This is a genomic window from Mesorhizobium sp. NPDC059054 (assembly GCF_042739215.1).
GTDB lineage: Bacteria > Pseudomonadota > Alphaproteobacteria > Rhizobiales > Rhizobiaceae > Mesorhizobium.
In genome coordinates this window covers 1-17,951 of record NZ_JBHYHV010000003.1, presented here as the reverse complement: position 1 = coordinate 17,951, position 17,951 = coordinate 1, and the positions used below count along the sequence as shown (strand labels likewise).

General features: G+C 63.8%; 18 protein-coding genes. 7 read left to right on the top strand and 11 right to left on the bottom strand.

Annotated features, from left to right (window positions below):
* Position 1: 1 nt before the first annotated feature.
* The 5 genes from ACFWXH_RS13585 to ACFWXH_RS13565 form a co-directional block, all read right to left on the bottom strand.
* On the bottom strand, positions 2-835 hold the full coding sequence (locus tag ACFWXH_RS13585) for an ABC transporter permease (protein ID WP_379120991.1): 834 nt from the start codon (positions 833-835) through the stop codon (positions 2-4).
* Positions 835-1,794 (bottom strand): ABC transporter permease, encoded by a 960-nt coding sequence (locus ACFWXH_RS13580; RefSeq protein WP_379120989.1) that lies wholly within the window; start codon positions 1,792-1,794, stop codon positions 835-837. Before ACFWXH_RS13580 ends, ACFWXH_RS13585 begins: the two co-directional genes overlap by 1 nt.
* A gap of 417 nt (positions 1,795-2,211) precedes the next feature.
* On the bottom strand, positions 2,212-3,693 hold the full coding sequence (locus tag ACFWXH_RS13575) for an ABC transporter substrate-binding protein (protein WP_379122199.1): 1,482 nt from the start codon (positions 3,691-3,693) through the stop codon (positions 2,212-2,214).
* Positions 3,694-3,862: 169 nt separating this feature from the next.
* Positions 3,863-4,795, bottom strand: coding sequence for an N-acetylmuramic acid 6-phosphate etherase (gene murQ / locus ACFWXH_RS13570; RefSeq protein WP_379120987.1), 933 nt, complete (start codon positions 4,793-4,795; stop codon positions 3,863-3,865).
* Positions 4,796-4,906: 111 nt separating this feature from the next.
* Positions 4,907-5,803, bottom strand: a complete 897-nt coding sequence (locus tag ACFWXH_RS13565) for a LysR substrate-binding domain-containing protein (RefSeq protein WP_379122197.1) — start codon at positions 5,801-5,803, stop codon at positions 4,907-4,909.
* 192 nt (positions 5,804-5,995) lie between these two features.
* Between ACFWXH_RS13565 and ACFWXH_RS13560 the strand changes: the two genes are divergently transcribed.
* Positions 5,996-6,343, top strand: a complete 348-nt coding sequence (locus ACFWXH_RS13560) for a nuclear transport factor 2 family protein (protein ID WP_379120985.1) — start codon at positions 5,996-5,998, stop codon at positions 6,341-6,343.
* A gap of 15 nt (positions 6,344-6,358) precedes the next feature.
* Here the strand turns inward: ACFWXH_RS13560 and ACFWXH_RS13555 are convergent, their stop codons facing one another.
* Positions 6,359-7,237 (bottom strand): BadF/BadG/BcrA/BcrD ATPase family protein, encoded by an 879-nt coding sequence (locus ACFWXH_RS13555; RefSeq protein ID WP_379120983.1) that lies wholly within the window; start codon positions 7,235-7,237, stop codon positions 6,359-6,361.
* Complete coding sequence (murA, locus tag ACFWXH_RS13550) at positions 7,234-8,490, bottom strand: UDP-N-acetylglucosamine 1-carboxyvinyltransferase (RefSeq protein ID WP_379120981.1); 1,257 nt, start codon at positions 8,488-8,490, stop codon at positions 7,234-7,236. Before murA ends, ACFWXH_RS13555 begins: the two co-directional genes overlap by 4 nt.
* Before the next feature lie 152 nt (positions 8,491-8,642).
* Here murA and ACFWXH_RS13545 point away from each other — a divergent pair, with 152 nt between their 5' ends.
* Positions 8,643-9,494, top strand: coding sequence for a MurR/RpiR family transcriptional regulator (locus ACFWXH_RS13545; RefSeq protein ID WP_379120979.1), 852 nt, complete (start codon positions 8,643-8,645; stop codon positions 9,492-9,494).
* Between the two features lie 504 nt (positions 9,495-9,998).
* Here ACFWXH_RS13545 and ACFWXH_RS13540 read toward each other — a convergent pair.
* A complete protein-coding gene (locus ACFWXH_RS13540; RefSeq protein ID WP_379120977.1) occupies positions 9,999-10,463 on the bottom strand; it encodes a DUF1772 domain-containing protein in 465 nt (154 codons plus the stop codon).
* A gap of 68 nt (positions 10,464-10,531) precedes the next feature.
* On the bottom strand, positions 10,532-10,765 hold the full coding sequence (locus ACFWXH_RS13535; protein ID WP_054312186.1) for a hypothetical protein: 234 nt from the start codon (positions 10,763-10,765) through the stop codon (positions 10,532-10,534).
* 161 nt (positions 10,766-10,926) lie between these two features.
* Here ACFWXH_RS13535 and ACFWXH_RS13530 point away from each other — a divergent pair, with 161 nt between their 5' ends.
* From ACFWXH_RS13530 to ACFWXH_RS13520, 3 genes are all read left to right on the top strand, one after another.
* Positions 10,927-12,195, top strand: coding sequence for a thioesterase domain-containing protein (locus tag ACFWXH_RS13530; RefSeq protein WP_379120975.1), 1,269 nt, complete (start codon positions 10,927-10,929; stop codon positions 12,193-12,195).
* A 264-nt stretch (positions 12,196-12,459) separates the two neighbouring features.
* Complete coding sequence (locus tag ACFWXH_RS13525) at positions 12,460-14,844, top strand: phosphoketolase (RefSeq protein WP_379120973.1); 2,385 nt, start codon at positions 12,460-12,462, stop codon at positions 14,842-14,844.
* A complete protein-coding gene (locus ACFWXH_RS13520) occupies positions 14,844-16,013 on the top strand; it encodes an acetate/propionate family kinase (RefSeq protein WP_379120971.1) in 1,170 nt (389 codons plus the stop codon). Before ACFWXH_RS13525 ends, ACFWXH_RS13520 begins: the two co-directional genes overlap by 1 nt.
* A gap of 14 nt (positions 16,014-16,027) precedes the next feature.
* Here the strand turns inward: ACFWXH_RS13520 and ACFWXH_RS13515 are convergent, their stop codons facing one another.
* Positions 16,028-16,732 carry a DUF1236 domain-containing protein gene (locus ACFWXH_RS13515; protein ID WP_379120969.1) on the bottom strand — a complete coding sequence of 235 codons (705 nt, stop codon included), beginning with the start codon at positions 16,730-16,732 and terminating at the stop codon, positions 16,028-16,030.
* Between the two features lie 175 nt (positions 16,733-16,907).
* Between ACFWXH_RS13515 and ACFWXH_RS13510 the strand changes: the two genes are divergently transcribed.
* The gene (locus tag ACFWXH_RS13510) at positions 16,908-17,234 is read left to right on the top strand and encodes a PRC-barrel domain-containing protein (RefSeq protein WP_054312180.1); all 327 of its coding nucleotides are present in this window, start codon (positions 16,908-16,910) and stop codon (positions 17,232-17,234) included.
* A 20-nt stretch (positions 17,235-17,254) separates the two neighbouring features.
* Here ACFWXH_RS13510 and ACFWXH_RS13505 read toward each other — a convergent pair whose 3' ends face one another.
* On the bottom strand, positions 17,255-17,470 hold the full coding sequence (locus tag ACFWXH_RS13505; RefSeq protein WP_379120966.1) for a hypothetical protein: 216 nt from the start codon (positions 17,468-17,470) through the stop codon (positions 17,255-17,257).
* Between ACFWXH_RS13505 and ACFWXH_RS13500 the strand changes: the two genes are divergently transcribed.
* Positions 17,469-17,783: a low affinity iron permease family protein gene (locus ACFWXH_RS13500; protein WP_379120964.1), complete on the top strand. Its 315-nt coding sequence runs from the start codon at positions 17,469-17,471 to the stop codon at positions 17,781-17,783. The genes ACFWXH_RS13505 and ACFWXH_RS13500 overlap by 2 nt on opposite strands.
* The last annotated feature ends 168 nt before the right edge of the window (positions 17,784-17,951 follow it).

Sequence of the window (17,951 nt, the reverse complement as noted above, 5' to 3'; positions counted from 1 at the left end):
CTCACGCCCTCCTCGTCTTGGGGTCGAGGATGTCGCGCAGCGCGTCCCCCAGCAGGTTGAAGCCGAGGATGGAGAGCATGATCGCCAGCGCCGGGAAGGCGAGCAGCCAGGGCGCCTGCTCCATCAGGTTGCGGCTGTCGCTCAGCATCAGGCCGAGCGACGAGGTTGGCGGCTGGGTGCCGAGGCCGAGGAAGGAGAGGCCGGCCTCGGTCAGCAGCGCCCAGGCCAGCGCCAGCGTCACCTGCACGGTCAGCGGCGCGACGAGATTGAGCAGCAGGTGCCGGGTTAGGATGTAGAAGCGGCTCGAGCCGAAGGTGCGCGCCGCGTCGACGAAGTCGCGTGTCTTGAGCGACAAAGCGGGGCCGCGCACGACGCGCGTGAAGATCGGCGTATAGACGATGGCGATCGCCATCACGCTGGTCCAGGTGCCGGGGCCGATGATCGTCACCACCAGCAGCGCCAGCAGGATCGCCGGGAAAGCCAGCAGCACATCCATCAGCCGCATCAGGATCGTGTCCCAGCGCCTGCCGTACCAGGCTGCCGTCAGGCCGAGCACGGTGCCGGCGAGCGCAGCCGCGGCGACCGAGAAGAAGGCGACGGTGAAGGACTGGCCGACGCCTTTCATGAGACGGCTGGCGACGTCGCGGCCGAACAAATCTGTACCCATCCAGTGCGAGGCCGAGGGTCCGTGCAGCCGCACGATGCGGTACTGCATCAGCGGATCGTGCGGGGTGAGGCCGAACGCGCCGAGCAGGGCGATGACGAGATAGACGAGCACGATCACGCCGCCGATGCGGCCGCTCGGATGGGCGAAGACGGCCTTGACCATGCCCATCACCGGCCCTCCAGGCGGATGCGTGGGTCAAGCGCCACATAGGCGAGGTCGACCAGAAGGTTCACGATCATGAAGTTGAGGGCGACGAACAGCACCGAACCCTGCACCAGCGCATAGTCGCGCTGCTGGATCGCCTCCAGCACCATGCGGCCGAGGCCGGGCAGCGCGTAGATCTGTTCGACGATGACCGCCCCACCGAGCAGGTAGCCGAATTCGATGCCGCTCAGCGTCACCACCGGCACCAGCGCATTCGGCAAGGCGTGCCGCCAGATCACGCGCCGCTCCGGCGTGCCCTTGGCGCGTGCCGTGCGTACATAGTCGTCGCTCAGCACGTCGAGCATGGCCGAACGCGACACGCGTGTCACCGACGCCGCGAAGGCGCAGCCCAGCGTGATCGCCGGCAGGATCATCTGGCCGAGGTTCTGCAGCGGATCCTGCCACAGCGGCGTGAAGGCGCCCATCGTCGGCAGCACGCCGAAGCCCGCCGACAGGATGTAGATGAGCACCAGGCCGACGACGAAGCTCGGCGTCGACTGGCCGATCATCGCGGCGACGCGCACCGAAAGATCGGCCGGGCGCTCGTTGCGCGTGGCCGCGAAGACGCCGGCCGGCACGCCGATCGCCAGCGCGATCAGCATCGACAGCAGCGCCAGCTCCAGCGTCAGCGGAAAATGCTCGAGGATGACCCCCAGCACCGGCTTGCCGTAGGTCGCCGAGATGCCGAGGTTGCCGGAGAACAGGCCGGTGAACCAGTGCCAGTACTGCACCGGCCAGGGTTGGTCGATGCCGAAATAGACGGCGAGCGATTCACGCTGCTGCGGCGTCAGCAGGCCGGCCTCGGTGCCCAGCATCGCCGTGATTGCATCGCCCGGCACGAGGCGGATGGCGACGAAGACCACGATCGAGACCCCGATCAGGACCAGGGGAAAGGCTGCAAGGCGCCGTATCAGATAGTTCACGGGATGCCCCTGTATCGACTTTGGAACCGGGCCCCTTTGCCGGGAGCATCGGTGTCGAGGTGGTGGATGCCTCTGGGGCGGTCGCGGGGGAGGGCTGTCGCATGTGGCGTTGCAACACCCCCTCTCCGTCTCGGGCTTCGCCCGATCCACCTCTCCCCCGCTTCACGGGGGCGAGGAACCCCAAGCTGGATAGATGCCGGCGCCGCAACTGCGGTTCCTCGCCCCTGCCGAAGGCGGGGGAGAGGTGGATCGCCCGCAGGGCGAGACGGAGAGGGGGAACTCATACGCGATTGCCTTGATGAAATGGGGAGAGGTGCGTCGCCCACGGCGGCTTCACCGCCGCCAGTGCGAGGCGGAGAGGGCAAAGGAGAGGAGGTACGCGCCTCCTCACCCGATTGCCCTTCCCGCTGCCGGCGATCATTCTCCGATGGTCACCTTGCCGAGACTGGCCAGCGAGCCGGTCGGCATCGGCACGAAGCCCTTCACGTTCTTCTGCTGCGCCGTGTAGCCATAGGAGGTGTAGAGCCATACCCAGGGCGACTTCTCGGCGAGCTGCTTCTCGAAGTCGGTGAAGATCGCCTTGCGCTTGTCGCGGTCGGTCTCGGCCCGGCCTTCCTGCAGCGCCTTGTCCAGCGCATCGTCGGCGAAGTTGGAGACCTTCTGCAGATTGCCGTTCTTCGTCCAGTAGCGGTTGTACATGGTGTAGGGGTCGGGCCGTCCGCCGTTCAGCGCCACGGCCATGTCGAAGTCGCCCTTCAGCCAGGTGTCGACATAGACGTTGAGCTCCATCATCTTGATGTCGAGCTTCACGCCGATTTCGGCGAGCTGCGACTGCAGCACCTGCGCTTCGGCCGCTGCCGTCGGCGGCTCGCCTGTGGCGGCGATCACCGTCGCGGTGAAGCCATCGGCCATGCCAGCGTCGGCCATCAGCTTCTTGGCCTTCTCGACGTCGCGCTGGTAGCAGAACAGCGAGTTCGGGTCGGACGCGAAGAAGGGCATGGTCAGCGGGCCGGTCACCTTGCCTTCGCCGAGCGAGGCCGTGTCGAGCACCGCCTGCCGGTCGATGGCGCAGGAGATCGCCTGGCGCACGGCAAGCTCGTTCATCGGCTTGCGCGCCGGGTTGAGCTGCAGCACGTGATAGGCCAGCACCGGCGCGCGGTTGAGCTGGAGCTTGGGCTCGTTCGGCACCAGCGTGGCGATCAGCGGGTCGTTGAGCAGCGCGAAGTCGATCTGTCCGGTGCGCATCGCCGCCAGGATGGCGGTCTCGTCCGGCAGCACGCTGATCTCGATGCCTTCGAGCCCCGTCGGGCCGCCGGCCCAATCCTTGTTGGCCACCAGCACTTCCTTGGAGTTCGGGTCCCAGCGTTCCAGCTTGAACGGACCGGAACCGACCGCCTTGGTGCCGATGGTACCGGCCTGGATTTCGCTGGCCGGGACGATCGCCGAATTGGTGTCGGTCATCGCCGTCAGGATCGGCGCATCGGGCTGCGACAGCTTGAAGACGACGGTCTCGGCATCCGGCGTTTCGATGCTGGCGATCGACAGATAGTTGGCGCGGTTGGCCGCGCCCGTCTTCTCGTCGAGGATGCGCTCGAAGGATGCCTTCACATCCGCCGGCGTGACGGCTGCGCCGTTCTGGAATTTCGCCTTGGGGTCGAGCTTGAACGTCAGCTCCTTGGCGTCGGCGGAGAATTGCCAGCTCTTGGCGATGCCCGGCACGATCTGCAGGTCGGCATCGAGCCGCACCAGCGGCTCGTAGATGAGTTCGAGCAGGCGCAACGACGAGAACGCGGTCTGCTTGTGCGGGTCGAGCCCGGTCGCATCCTGCGCCCAGGCCATGCGCAGCTTGGCCGCGTCGGCGGTGCCGGCAAGAGCCGTCGCGCTCAGCATTGCAGCCATGGCCAGACCTGTGAGGCGCGTTAGAGCGGAACCGACATTCAGCTCTAACGCTTTGTTTTGCCGCATGATCTTTGTCCGAAAAGTCTGCAACTTTTCGGGATCATGCGTTAGTCGATTGCTCATGTCATCCTCCCTTGTCGTTCTTGTTGGCCGATCTTCTTGCCCGCCCCTACATGGGCGAGACCCCGTTGTGCTCGATCGCTTTTCGCAGGAAGCCCCCCGCACCTTCCAGCGCAAACCGCGCCTCGGCAGGGTTCATCCCCGTCATTGTGACGAGGATCGCCAGTTTCACGTCATTGTGGGTCTGGGCAAGGGCTGCTTCGGCCTCTTCCAGCGTACAGTCGGTCGCCTGCATGACGATGCGCGCGGCACGCGCCACCAGCTTCTTGTTGGACGCTTTGAGGTCGACCATCAGGTTCTGGTAGGTCTTGCCGATCTTCACCATGCTGGCGGTGGTCAGCATGTTCAGCACCAGCTTTTCGGCGGTGCCGGATTTCATGCGGGTGGAACCCGTCAGCACTTCCGGGCCGACGACCGGCGAGATGGCGATGTCGGCGATCGCCGCGATCGCCGAATGCGGATTGCAGGACAGCGCGACGGTGGTCGCGCCGACTTTCCGGGCATGGTTCAGCCCGCCGATGACGTAGGGCGTGCGCCCGCTCGCGGCGATGCCCACCACGACATCCTTGTCGGTGAGGCCGATCTCGGCGAGCGCCTCGGCCCCCCTGGCCTGGCTGTCCTCCGCGCCCTCGGTTGCCTTCAGCAGAGCGTCGTAGCCGCCGGCGATCAGCCCGACCACCATGGTCGGCGGCACGCGGAAGGTGGGCGGGCATTCGGAAGCGTCCAGCACGCCGATGCGGCCGCTGGTGCCGGCGCCCATATAGACGAGGCGGCCGCCCTTGGCGAAGGCTTCGGCGATGCGGTCCACGCAGGCGGCGATCTCGGGGATCACCTTCTCGACCGCGTAGGCCACGCCCTTGTCTTCGTCATTGATCCTGCGCAGGATCTCGGCCGTCGGTAGGAGATCCATGTCCATGGTGCGTGGGTTCCGTTCCTCGGAAACCAGCCGCTCCAGCTCCGTTATCAAGCCTTTTTCAGACACGGCTTTCACCCTTGCATTGCTCATATCGGGAAATACCGGTCCGGTAGCATCCCGTTAACCATTTAGAATGCATTATTCCTTTGTGTCAATGCGGATTGGAATTGAATATTCCTATCTTGGAGCCGGCTTGGCTCGCAGCGCGTTCACCAGCGCAGACAGTGCTGCAGGCTGATGGTGGCGACTGGGATAATACATGAAGAAACCGGGAATTGGCGGCGTCCAGTCTTCCAGGACGCGGACAAGCCGGCCGTCGGCGATGTCTTCAGCGACCTGCTCCTCATAGACGAGACCGAGACCGACGCCGGCAAGCGCCGCCTGGATCACCAGATGGGTGTCGTCGATGACAAGCGGTCCGTTCACGCCGATCGTCACCGACTTTCGCCCGCGCTCGAACTCCCATCGATATGGACCGCCGGGAAGACGCAGGGTGATGCATCGATGATCGTCGAGATCCTTCGGCTCCCGCGGAATGGAACGGGACGAGAAATAGCCGGGCGATCCTACCACGGCCAATCGCAAATCCGGCGAGACACGCACTGCGATCATGTCCTTTTGGATGTATTCGCCGAGCTGGATGCCGGCATCGAACTCGCCGGCAACGAGGTCGACGGGGCCGGTGACGGTGACCACATCCAGAACGACGTCGGGATAGGCCTCGGCAAATGACGCAAGCCGCGGCAACATCACCATCACGGCGGCCGAGCGCGACATCACAATCCGAAGGCGGCCGGCGGGCCGGTGCCGAACGCTTTGGGCCCTGTGCAGGGCTTCGGCGATTTGCTCCAGCGCCGGAGACAGATCCTGGAGGAGCGCTGACCCGGCGGCGGTCGGGGCAACGCTCTTCGTCGTCCGGGCGAGAAGCCGCAATTCGAGCCGCTGCTCTAGTCCCCGGATCGTGTGGCTGAGGGCAGACTGGGAGACACCCAGCTTTGCCGCAGCCCGGGTGAAGCTTCGTTCGCGGGCGACCATCGCAAATGCGGCGAGTTCGTTCAGTTCGTTTCTCATGATTTATGAATATCGCTCATGAAGTTATCTCAAACAACATGGCTACACTCATAAATTGCCCTGTCCTAGATTGGTGGACAACGAGACGCTAACCGCGATCGGCGAGCACGCCCGACGCGCCGCACGGGATGGCTGGGGTCGCGTGGATCAATTCAACAGTTCATCAGGAAAACCATGGATACGGATGTCTCCGCATTGCGCGCGCTGGCGCAGACCTACTTCGACGCCGCTTATGAAATGGATGCCGAGAAATTCGCATCCATACTTCATCCCTCGAGCTCCGTGACGAAGATCGGCGAAGACGGCGGCGTGAGCGTGACGCCGATCGCGACGTGGCTGGCAGCCGTCCGCGGCGCGAAAGCTCCAAAAGAACAGGGCTTCGATCGCGACGACCACATATTGTCGATCGATGTCGAGAACGAGCTCGCGCTGATGAAGGTGAAATTGCAGGTCCCGCCCCGCGTCTTCACGGATATGCTGTCATGCCTGAAGGTTCACGGAACGTGGAAGATCGTCCAGAAAGTGATGACTTCGAACGTTTGAACAAAGTGCCAATTGTCAACGTCTGGCGCGCTGCCTCGCCAGGATGATGGCGCCCGATACGGCGTCGCCGTCCGCCGGCTTCAGCCGCCGCCGCACATCCGGCGCCAGCCAGGGCTCCAGCGGACTGGAGAGGCCGCCTAGCAGCGTCACACGCGGGGCGCCCTTCTCGAACAGCGCGCGCACCAGCGTGTCGATATGTTCGGCCGCTGCCTGCACGATGCGCCGCCCGGCGGCATCGCCCTGGTCGGCGTGGCGCATCACCGTCGGGGCGAGGGCGGCGTAGTCGGTGGCGGTGGCGCGGTCCATCCAGGCCACCGCTTCCATCGGATCGTCCTGGAACCGATGCATGATCTCGGAGAGCAGTGCGGAACGGTCATGTCGCCCGTCATGCGCGCGCAGCGCAAGCTGCACCGCCTTCAGTCCGAGATCGGCGCCGCTGCCTTCGTCCGAGATCGGAAAGCCGTAGCCGCCGACGCGCAAAGGCTGACCCTCGACGAAGCCGAGGCCGATCGACCCGGTGCCGGCGATGACGATGGCGCCGTCGAGACCGGAATGCGCGCCGAGGCAGGCACCCATGCCGTCGCTGGTGAAGTCGATGTCGAGAAAGGGGTGTTCGATCGCCTGCAAGGCTTCGAGCGCTCCCTTGCGGCCGATGCCGGCCAGGCCGATGCCGGCTGCTGTGCGCTTGAATTCGGCAGCGCCGAAGCCGGCTTCCTCCGCGGCCGCCTCGTAGGCACGGGTGATCGACGCCCAGGCCGTGTCGATGCCGAGACGCGTCGTCGCGGGCCCGGAAAGACCCTGGCCGAGGATAGTGCCGGCCTCGTCCTCGATGCGGGCACGGCAGCCGGTGCCGCCGCCGTCGACGCCGAGATAGAAGAGCGGGGCGGTTTTCATTCGCGGAACCGCTCGATGGTGGCGCCGCACATGCGCAGCTTGCGGTCGAGGCTCTCATAGCCGCGGTCGAGATGGTAGACGCGGTTGACGATGCTTTCGCCCTCGGCGACCAGCGCCGCCAGCACCAGCGAAACCGAGGCGCGCAGGTCGGTCGCCATCACCTGCGCGCCGCGCAGGGGCGTGCCGCCGCGCACCAGCGCCGAGGTTCCCTGCAAGGTGATGTTGGCGCCCAGCCGCATCAGCTCCGGCACATGCATGAAGCGGTTTTCGAACACGGTCTCGCGCAGCAGCGAAGCACCCGGCGCGCAGCACATCAGCGCCATGAACTGCGCCTGCAAATCGGTCGGAAAGCCGGGATAGGGCTCGGTCGTGGCATCGACGGCGCGCAGCGGTCCGTCGCGCGAGACGATCAGGCCGCGGTCGCCGGGCCAGACGCTGACGCCGGTCGCTTCGAGGATCTGCACCACCGAGGCGAGATGCTCCAGCCGCGCATGCGTCAGCTCCAGCTGACCGCCGGTGATCGCGGCGGCAATGGCATAGGTGCCCGCTTCGATGCGGTCTGGGATGGTGTGATGCGTCGTCGCGCGCCAGGCCGTGCCGCCCTGGACCAGGATGCGATGGGTTCCGGCGCCCTCGATCGTCGCGCCCATCGCGTTCAGGCAGGCCGCGAGGTCGGCCACTTCCGGTTCGCGGGCGGCATTGACGATCTCGGTTTCGCCTTTGGCTGCCGTTGCCGCCATCATCGCCGTCTCGGTGGCGCCAACGGAGGGCGAGCCCAGCACGATGCGCGCGCCGGTCAGGCCGCTTGGCGCGTTGGCGACGATCGAGCCGCCCTGGATGCCGATGTCGGCGCCGAGCTGAGCGAGCGCCTTGATATGCATGTCGACCGGCCGTGCACCGATGGCGCAGCCGCCCGGAAGCGACACCTGCGCCTGGCCGAAACGCGCCAGCAGCGGCCCCAGCACCAGCACCGTGGCGCGCATCTTGCGCACCGTGTCATAGGTCGTCTCCCTGGAGACCACGGCACCTGTCTCGATCGTCACGGCATGCGCCGAGCGGCTGATCTCGGCGCCGTGCTGGGTGATCACGCTCAGCATGTTGTCGACGTCGCTGACTGCCGGCAGGTTGGTCAGTTCGAGCGGATGGGGGCTGAGCAGCGATGCCGCGATCTGCGGCAGCGCCGCATTCTTCGCGCCGGAGATCGCGACCGCGCCCTGCAGCCGCTGCCCGCCGACGATGCGCAATCTGTCCATGGTTCAGGATCCATTCCGGCCGCCGTCGAACCGGCAGGGCCGATGCGAGAGTTGACCCGGATATTCTTCCCTGTCAACCTGCATTGGAATATTCTATTCCTGATCCAGATCGGGCGAAACATGTCCGGATCGGGACGGAAGAGGCAGGTCCTATGTCGGTTCTCACGAAGATCCACGCCACGCTCGACACCATGGCGCCGGCCGACCGGCAGATCGGCCAGTTCATCGTCGACAATCCCGACGAGATGCTGCAGCTGTCGTCCGCCGCGCTCGCCGAACAGACCGGCCGCAGCCAATCCAGCGTGGTCAAGTTCTCGCAGAAACTCGGCTATGCCACCTACCAGCAGCTGAAGCTGGCCGTCAGCGAGGCCAAGACCAAGCAATGGCAGGCCCCCGTCGGCATGGTGCATGGCTCGATCGAGCGCGGCGACGGCTACATGACCGTCCTGCAGAAGCTGGTCGCCAGCAAGTTCGCCTCCATGCAGCAGACCACGTCGATCAACACCGAACAGACCATCGGCGAAGTGCTCGACCGGCTGGACAAGGCCGATCGCATCCACCTCGCCGGCGTCAGTGCTTCAGCCCTGGTGGCGCGCGACTTCGCCATCAAGCTGATGAAGCTCGGCCGCAACGTGCTGCATGACAGCGACAGCCATGTGCAACTGGCCAGCGCTTCGTCGCTCGGCCCGAGAGACGTCCTGTTCGCGCTCTCCCACTCCGGCACCAGCATCGAGACGCTGCGCATCGCCGAGCAGGCCAGGGCGCGGGGTGCTGCGGTCGTCGTCATGACATCGCTGAAAAACAATCCCCTCAGCCGTATCGCCGACCTCGTGCTTTATTCGGTGGGCGACGATGACGGCGTGCGCTCCTCCGCCATCTCGGCGCGCGATGCCCAGCTGGCGCTGACCGACCTGCTGTTCATTCTGCTGGTGCAGCGCCAGCCGGACGCCAACGAGCACATCCGCGACAGCGAGGCTGCCGTATCGGCATTGAAGCAGGCCTAGCGAAAACGGCCGGGCTCGGCAAAAAAAAGCGCCGTTCGGATGACCGAACGGCGCAGTCGGGAGTATTTCAATGAAGACCCATACCAACGGCCCTGGCCGAGGTTGGTTCAAAAATCCCGCTTCGCGTGCCCGACCGCACGGTCATGTCTCGATCGCCTTCGCACGCGATCGCATCGGCGGTCATGCTGGATCTGGACCGTTTCGCCTTTGTCAGCGTTCCGGAATGGATCCCCGACACTCTTCGGTCGCTCCGCTCCCTGCGAGGTCGAGGATGACGAAGTTCCTATGCCTGGCCCAAATCGCGGACGCTGGCGTCAGCAACACCTGGAAACGCAGACGCGCACCAACACCGGCTAGGAACGTCGGCGTCGTCATCAATGTTGGAGATTGGCCGAGTCGCCCCTCACAACCGTCATCCTCGACCTCGTGAGCGACCGAAGGGAGCGGAGAGTGTCGGGGATCCATTCCGGAACGCTGAAGGAATGGCATGAACGCCGGTGCCGGCTACAGCCCGGGCGGCCGCCACAGAAGCGCGGACAGCGTCGCGAGGCAGAGAGCGGCAAAGACCAGGACGGTGTTGACCGCGTGCGAATACTCCCATTGCCGCCTGAGCAGTTGCCAGTTCGCTGGAACGGTCGTCCAGTTCTGCGTGGCCTGATTGGCGGGCAATGTCCAAAGCACGAAGATGACGAGCATCAGCACAAAGCAGAGCGCTGCCAGGAGCGCCGCCCAGAATGGCCCGCCTTGCGAGCGGACACAGATCGCGAGCAGGACGTTCATGGCAAGCGCGCCAGGCCAGAGTAGGCCGAGAATCGCCCATCCGTAATAAATGCCCTGGACGGTGAAATACGCGGTCTGCGGCAGGCCGATCTTGTTCGGCAGCGCGGCGAGGTGTGCTCCGGCGGGGACGAGTGCAAGGGCCGAAAGGACGATGGCAAGAAACTGGATGATCTTGGTCACGGTGATCATCTCGGCACCACCGTCGCACGGATGGCGAACTGTGCCAGATCGCGCATCGTTTCTCTATCCGGATTTCTCTATCTGGCCAGCGCGGCGAATTCCCGGGCACGGGCGCGAAGCGACATCTTCATGCGTCGCTCGCCCCGCACGCCGGCGGCGTACAGGGCCATCACCGAATGAGCGAGATTGGCGCCTTCCTCGGAGTGCTTGGATACGCCTTGCCGCCGGCACGCCTCGTCATAGACATGCGAAAGAAACGCCAGGTCTTCAGGGTACGCAATGCCACGCCGTGTCCCGTGATGAATGCCCATCCTGGGCTCCTCGGGTTGGGGGTCTGTTCTCGGATTCCCTGAACTGCAGGATAACCCCGCCGGGGTGGTTGCCCGCCCTCACGATATGTTGCGGCCTACGGCTTTCGTGAGCCTCACAGCGAATTTGGCTGCACAAGCAGCAACTAACGCGCTGGAAAAGAGTGATTGAGCCTTGGTCAGGAGCAGCGCCGTTTGTTGAAAACCGCAGGCCGCTTGGCCGTCAGCGGCGCGAAGGCGGCAAATTAAGCAAAGATGGACATCCGGAGAAAAACACCTTTCCGCGACGGGCCTTGGGTGTTATTTTAGAGACAACGAATTTATCGCAAGGACCTCATAATAGAGGACTTATGATGTCTTCCGAGAGTAAGGATATCGTTCTGTGTGATGCAATCGAACATGTATTGCATAGAAAAGTATCAGCTCAGGAAAATGCGTTAAACTGCCTTAATATCAACAAGCTTCTTCATGTCATCTCCGAGTATCATGAAAGAACCGGGATCGAGATCGACGTCAACTCCGTCTATATGACGCCGGAGATAGGCAAATTCGCCAATGCCGGGCGTCGAAACGAGCCGGCACGACTTCCCAAGATCATAAAGCTCCGCGACGGCGATCCATCCTGTCCGGTCTTCTTTTTCGCCGGCGGAGCAAGCTGCCTGTTCGAGATCAAGGATGTGTTGCAGGGCTTCCTGCACCACGGCGCGCTTTACGGGATTCGCCTGTCCGACTTCCCGGCGGCAAATCCTGCACGGGTCTCCGATGAGGTCGACTCGTGCATCACGGCATTGGCCGAGAGAGGGTTCAGGCCCCCGTTCCGGCTTGTCGGATATTCCTTTGGCGGGGTTTTCGCCCTGGAACTCGCCCGCGCGCTCACCCGGCGAGGTCAGGCCGTCGACTTCGTGGCCATGATCGATACGCCGACGAGCGAACACGCGTGGCCGCTGTCCGTCTGGTTCGACTATCACGTCGACAGGCTGACCCGTCGCCTGAAGCGGCCTCCCGGGCCCGCCGCGCAGCGAGGCGGTGGGCATCAGCCGGGCCGGTCGCCGGTGGCAAGGCTGTGGAAGCCGTTCAACAGGCTGCTGTTCCGCTTCAGAAGCCCGCTCGCGGAGCACTATCCGACAATGGCGCCGCAATGGGCCGGAAATTATCCGCCAGTCTATGATCGCGCCGCACGGCAGCTTTTGCGCATGAAGGGGCTTTATCGGCCGACGCGGTACTCGGGGCCGGTGCATTTCTTTCGTGCCACCGGAGGCTCCACGCTGGATTGCGACCCGCGTCTGATCTGGCGGCCGTTCTTGCCGGGCGCGGAATGGTTCGACATGCCGGGAACGCACCAGAGCGTGGTCGTGGGGCGCCACGGACAGCATCTGGGAATGACCATTTCCGGGCTGATGTCGCGAAGGCGCGCGCAAATGGCCTCGCCCTGAAGGCGATCTTTCAGGGGGGCGCGAGCAGAACTCGACCCACGCTGTCGCCGCGGTGCCCGCAAAGAAGCGCCTTCCTGTAGCGCAGCAGATCGGGATTTGCCTCCTGAAAAGGAACGCCAGGCGACTTCCCGGGTTGAGGAATGTCGGGCAGCGTGTGCAGGCGGTTACAATCGCGTATCGTCATCATTGGCTCCGCCGAGCCCAACCCCTGTGCCCGGATTCCATGGCGCAACACTTCGGCAGATGAGGAAATGGAGCGAGACCATGACCAGCAACGTACCGCAGCTCGAGATGATGGACCGGTACTGGCGGGCGGCGAACTATCTCTCGGTCGGCCAGATCTATCTGATGGACAATCCGCTGCTGCGGGAACCCTTGCGGGCCGAACATGTGAAGCCGAGACTGCTGGGGCATTGGGGAACCACGCCGGGGCTCAATTTCATCTATGTCCATCTGAACCGCCTGATCCGCGAGCATGATCTCGACGTGCTTTTCATCTGCGGTCCCGGCCATGGCGGCCCGGCCATGGTTGCCAACACATGGCTGGAAGGAAGCTACAGCGAAATCTATCCCGATATCGGCAGCGATGCCGAAGGCATGAAGAAGCTGTTCAAGCAGTTTTCTTTCCCCGGTGGGGTACCGAGCCATGTCGCACCGGAGACACCGGGTTCGATCCACGAGGGCGGTGAACTTGGCTATGCCCTGGTCCATGCCTACGGCGCGGCCTTCGACAATCCGGATCTGGTGGTTGCCTGTGTCATCGGCGACGGCGAAGCCGAGACGGGGCCTCTGGCCGCCGCATGGCATTCGAACAAATTCCTGAACCCCCAGGTGGATGGCGCGGTTCTGCCGATCCTCCATCTCAATGGCTACAAGATCGCAAATCCCACGCTGCTGGCGCGAATGGACGACGATGAACTGAGAAGCCTTTTCATGGGCTACGGCTACGAACCTTTCTTTGTCGAAGGCAGCGATCCGAAAGCCATGCACGCCCTCATGGCCGCGGCCCTCGACGAAGTCATGGATCGCATCCGCGTCATTCAATCGGCTGCCCGCACGGCGAAGACGAAAGCCATCGGGGTGCCGCGCTGGCCGATGATCGTCCTGCGCAGCCCGAAAGGATGGACCGGGCCGAAGGAAGTCGACGGCGAAAAGGTCGAGGGCTTCTGGCGCTCGCATCAGGTGCCGGTTTCCAATGCCCGCGGCGATGCCGCGCATCGCCGGATCCTCGAGGACTGGATGCGCAGCTACGAGCCGGACCGACTGTTCGACGCGTCCGGTCGCCTGCTGCCTGAAATCGCCGCTCTCGCTCCCAGTGGCACCAAGCGCATGGGGGCATCGCCCTATGCCAATGGCGGGTTGCTGAAGAAGGATCTGGTGCTGCCCGACTGGAAGCGCTTTGCCGTCGACGTGCCGATGCCCGGCGGCCGCATGGGAGAGGCGACGCGCACCATGGGCGCCTATTTGCGGGACGTCATCGGCGCGAACGCTTCGTCACGCAATTTTCGATTGATGGGCCCCGACGAGACGTCGTCGAACCGGCTCGATGCCGTTTTCGAGGTGACGGATCGGGTCTGGATGGAAGATATCGAGCCCTATGACGTCCATCTTGCCCCGGAAGGGCGGGTCATGGAGGTGCTCTCCGAACATCTCTGCCAGGGCTGGCTGGAAGGCTATCTGCTGACGGGCAGGCACGGGCTGTTCTCCTGCTACGAAGCTTTCATCCACATCGTGGATTCCATGGTCAACCAGCATGCCAAATGGCTGAAGACATCTGCGGAACTGCCGTGGCGCAAGCCGATCGCGTCGCTCAACTATCTTCTGACGTCCCATGTCTGGCGGCAGGATCACAACGGGTTCAGCCACCAGGATCCTGGGTTTTCCGATTTCGTGGCGAACAAGAAAGCCGACACTGTGCGGCTGTACTTCCCGCCGGATGCCAATACGCTCCTGTGGGTCACCGACCATTGCCTGCGGACATGGAACCGCATCAACGTGATCACCGCGGGCAAGCAGCCTGCACCGCAGTGGCTGGCGGCCGACGAGGCGGAGGCCCACTGCAAGGCAGGGGCCGGCATATGGCAATGGGCCTCGACATGTCCTGCCGGCGAGCATCCCGATCTCGTGATGGCGTGCGCGGGCGACGTCCCCACCATGGAGACGCTTGCCGCCGTCGATCTTCTCACCGGGGAGTTTCCGGATCTGCGGATCCGGGTCGTCAACGTGGTGGATCTGATGACGCTGCAAGCCAACAGCGAACATCCGCACGGCTTCACCGACGAAACCTTCGACGCGCTCTTCTCGCGGGAAAGGCCGGTCATCTTCGCCTATCACGGATATCCATACCTCATTCACAGGCTGACCTACCGACGCGCCAACCACGACAATTTCCATGTCCATGGTTTTCGCGAGGAAGGAACGACGACCACGCCCTTCGACATGGCGGTCATGAATGGGATCGATCGCTTCCATCTCGCCCTGGCGGCCTTGCGCTGGCTTCCGCGACTATCGGAGCGGTCGGCTGGGTTCTCGGCTGCTCTCGAAGGAAAGATCGAGGACCACAAGGCCTATGTTCGCGAACATGGCGAGGACATGCCGGAGATCCGCGACTGGACCTGGCATCATCGTGCGGGCGAGGCCGGAGCGTGATGAACAAGACGATCCTGGCGTTGAACGCTGGTTCGTCCAGCGTCAAGTTCGGTATCTGCGACATCGATCATGCGGGCGGGCCGACGATGGCGGCCCGGGGGTCCCTGGAGTTCGGCCCTTCGGCCCGCATCAAGGCAAAGGCGGAAGACGGAAAGTCTCTTGTCGACCGGGCTATCCCGCATGGCGACCGGGAGGGCGTGATCGGCGCGCTGCTGGACTGGATCGAGACCGAATTCGATGGACGTGAAATCTCCGCCTGCGGTCACCGCATCGTCCATGGCGGGACGTCGTTTTTCGATCCTGTCCTGTTGACGCCAGAGCACATCGACGCCGTCGAGGCGCTCGCGCCGCTTTCGCCACTGCATCAACCGGGCAGCGTCGCGCCGATCCGCGCGATCGCGAAACTGAGACCGCAACTTCGGCAGATCGGGTGTTTCGATACGGCCTTTCATCGAACGATCGATCCTCCCGCGAGCCGCTTCGCCTTGCCAAGAGGCTATGAGGAGAGGGGCATCCGCCGCTATGGCTTCCACGGGCTCTCCTTCGAATCCATCGCAAGCCGGCTTGCCGCCGAGGGGAAGGCGGACCGGCGCACCGTCGTCGCCCATCTCGGCAATGGTGCCAGCCTGTGCGCCATGCGGTACGGTCGCAGCCTCGATACGACCATGGGGTTTTCCGCATTGGACGGGCTGGTCATGGGAACGCGTTGCGGCACGCTGGATCCCGGCGTGCTGCTTCATCTGCTGCAGCACGACAAGATGACTCCGGATGACCTTCAGCAGATGCTCTACGAGAAATCCGGCCTGCTGGGCGTTTCGGGAATTTCCGCCGACATGCGCGAACTGGAGGCAAGCGCCGATCCCAGGGCGCGCGAAGCGATCGAGCTTTTCGTCTTCCGGGCCGCGCGCGAGATTGCCGCGCTTGCCAACACATTGGGTGGGCTCGACGGTCTCGTCTTCACGGCCGGCATCGGTGAAAAGTCCAGCGCCGTCCGAAAGGCGATCTGCGACAGGCTGAGCTGGCTGGGCATCGCCCTCGACGAAAACGCAAACCTCGCTCACGCCCCCCTCGTCAGCGCTGCGGCCAGCACGATCGAAGTCAAAGTCATGCCGGCCGACGAGGAGATCGTGATTTCCCGCCATGTGCTCGAGGTGATCGGCGCGATCTAATTCACCGTTCCACGCTAGGCCAGGATGGCGACTACCTCGTAGGTGTCCGGATCCAGGATCACGATGCGACCATCGGCGAGAAGGAAATACACATAGCCTTCATAGTCCGGCACGATCTTGATGATGCGGGGCGGAAGCCGGTGCACCTCGATGGTCCTCGGGATCGCCACGCCCACCGAGATCTCGACGTCGATGTCACGTGCCGGCGCAACCTTCGTCTCTCTTATCACTTGCGTGATCTCGGTTTTCTGTTCCGTGGTGACGTTCACGGTCGTGGAGGACTTGCCCGAAGGCTGGCTCTGCTGCGTCGTGTCGGAACCCGGTTCGGATTTCGGCTCACCGCTTCCTTCCGTTTTCGGCCGATCCGCTTTCTGATCGGTCGTCGTACCCTGCGTACCTTGCGCTCCCTGGCCCGCGGGCTGCTCGCTGCCTTTCTGCTCGCCGGACTTCATCGTGCCCGTGCCGCCTTGTTCACCGGCTGGCTGATTTTGGCTGGGAGCCTGCTGCTGTTCGGCCGGCGCCTGCTCCGATGGATTGACGGGCGCCTCCATGCCGGCCCCTCCACCCTGCTCGGCGTCACCGGGCGGTATCTCCTTGGTCGGCTGTTGCTGGCTTGGGTCCTTCTTGAGGATTTCGGGCTGTTCGGTCTGTGCCATCGCCGTGGTGAAGCCGGTGCTCAGGCAAAGCGCCAGGGTCGTTTTCAGGATGATGCCTTTCATCGGAAAGCTCCTCCGATCGGATAGTCCCTTCATGCGCTAACTCTTCCCGATAGCCATCGTTCCTTTTTCCTCGGTCCCGCCGTCCTCTGCATCGCAGCTGGCTTTCGGGCCGCAGATTTTCGGAACGGAGCACCGGTTCGGTGGTTGGGGTTGTCTAAACGCAGAGGAGACAACCATGGACCACACCAATCATGTCCGCCTGACCGAGGCCGAATTGATCCCCGACATCATCGAGGGTGCGACGGTCTACGGTCTCGACGATGACAATGTGGGCTCGGTTTCGCATGTCCACGGCACGGGTCCGACCAGCGAGATCATCGTCGATGTCGGCGGCTTTCTCGGTATCGGCACGAAGCCCGTGGCCTTGCAGGCAAACCAGCTGGAATTCATGCGTGACGAAGACGGCGAGGTTCACGCCGTCACCGCATTCACCGAGGAGCAGCTGAAATCGATGCCCGAATACAAGGACGGCGACGATCCGCTGCCATGGCCTCCGGCATAGTCCGAAGCTCCAGGGCCTGGCTATTGCGGCGTATGGCCGGGGATGATCAACGCGCCAGGCCCGCCCGTGGAGAACAGGAACCCGATGTAGAACATCGCCAGCAGGACGGCGACGATCAGCGCAACCTTCATGACCGTTGGCATCGCGACAGCCCTTTGCGACCCCATGGCGGGATAACAGTCGAGGCAGCGTTGCCGTTCCCGGAAACTGGTCGCCGAACCGAGGAGTGAGCGCATGACCGTCGCCAGCGTCCTGACCCATCTCGGCACGGCTACCGCGCGGCCGTGGGCGTTCCTGATCCTGATCGGCTACGCCGCCCTGTGGCTCGTCTTCGAACGGCAGACCTTCGACTGGCACGGCTTTGCCACAATGGCGACCTGGGCCATGACGCTGTTCATACAGCGGGCGGAACATCGGGACACGCAGGCGCTGCAAGCCAAGCTGGACGAGTTGCTGCGCGCGAACGCCCGTGCACAGGACGAGCTCACCACCATCGACGAGAAGGAGCCCGAAGAAATCGAACGCCGCCGCAAAGCCGAAGACGGCTAGATCGTTTTGGTCATGCCAGCAGCGGCAGGGCAATCGCATTTGGCCGTGCTCCGGCCGCGGCCATCCTTTTCTGCGTTCCGGAATGGCAACTGTGTTCAAGCGAAGCGGCTTTTGTCTCGGATCATGGCGTTGAGCGAGACGAGGAGCTTCCTTGCGACAGCGATGATG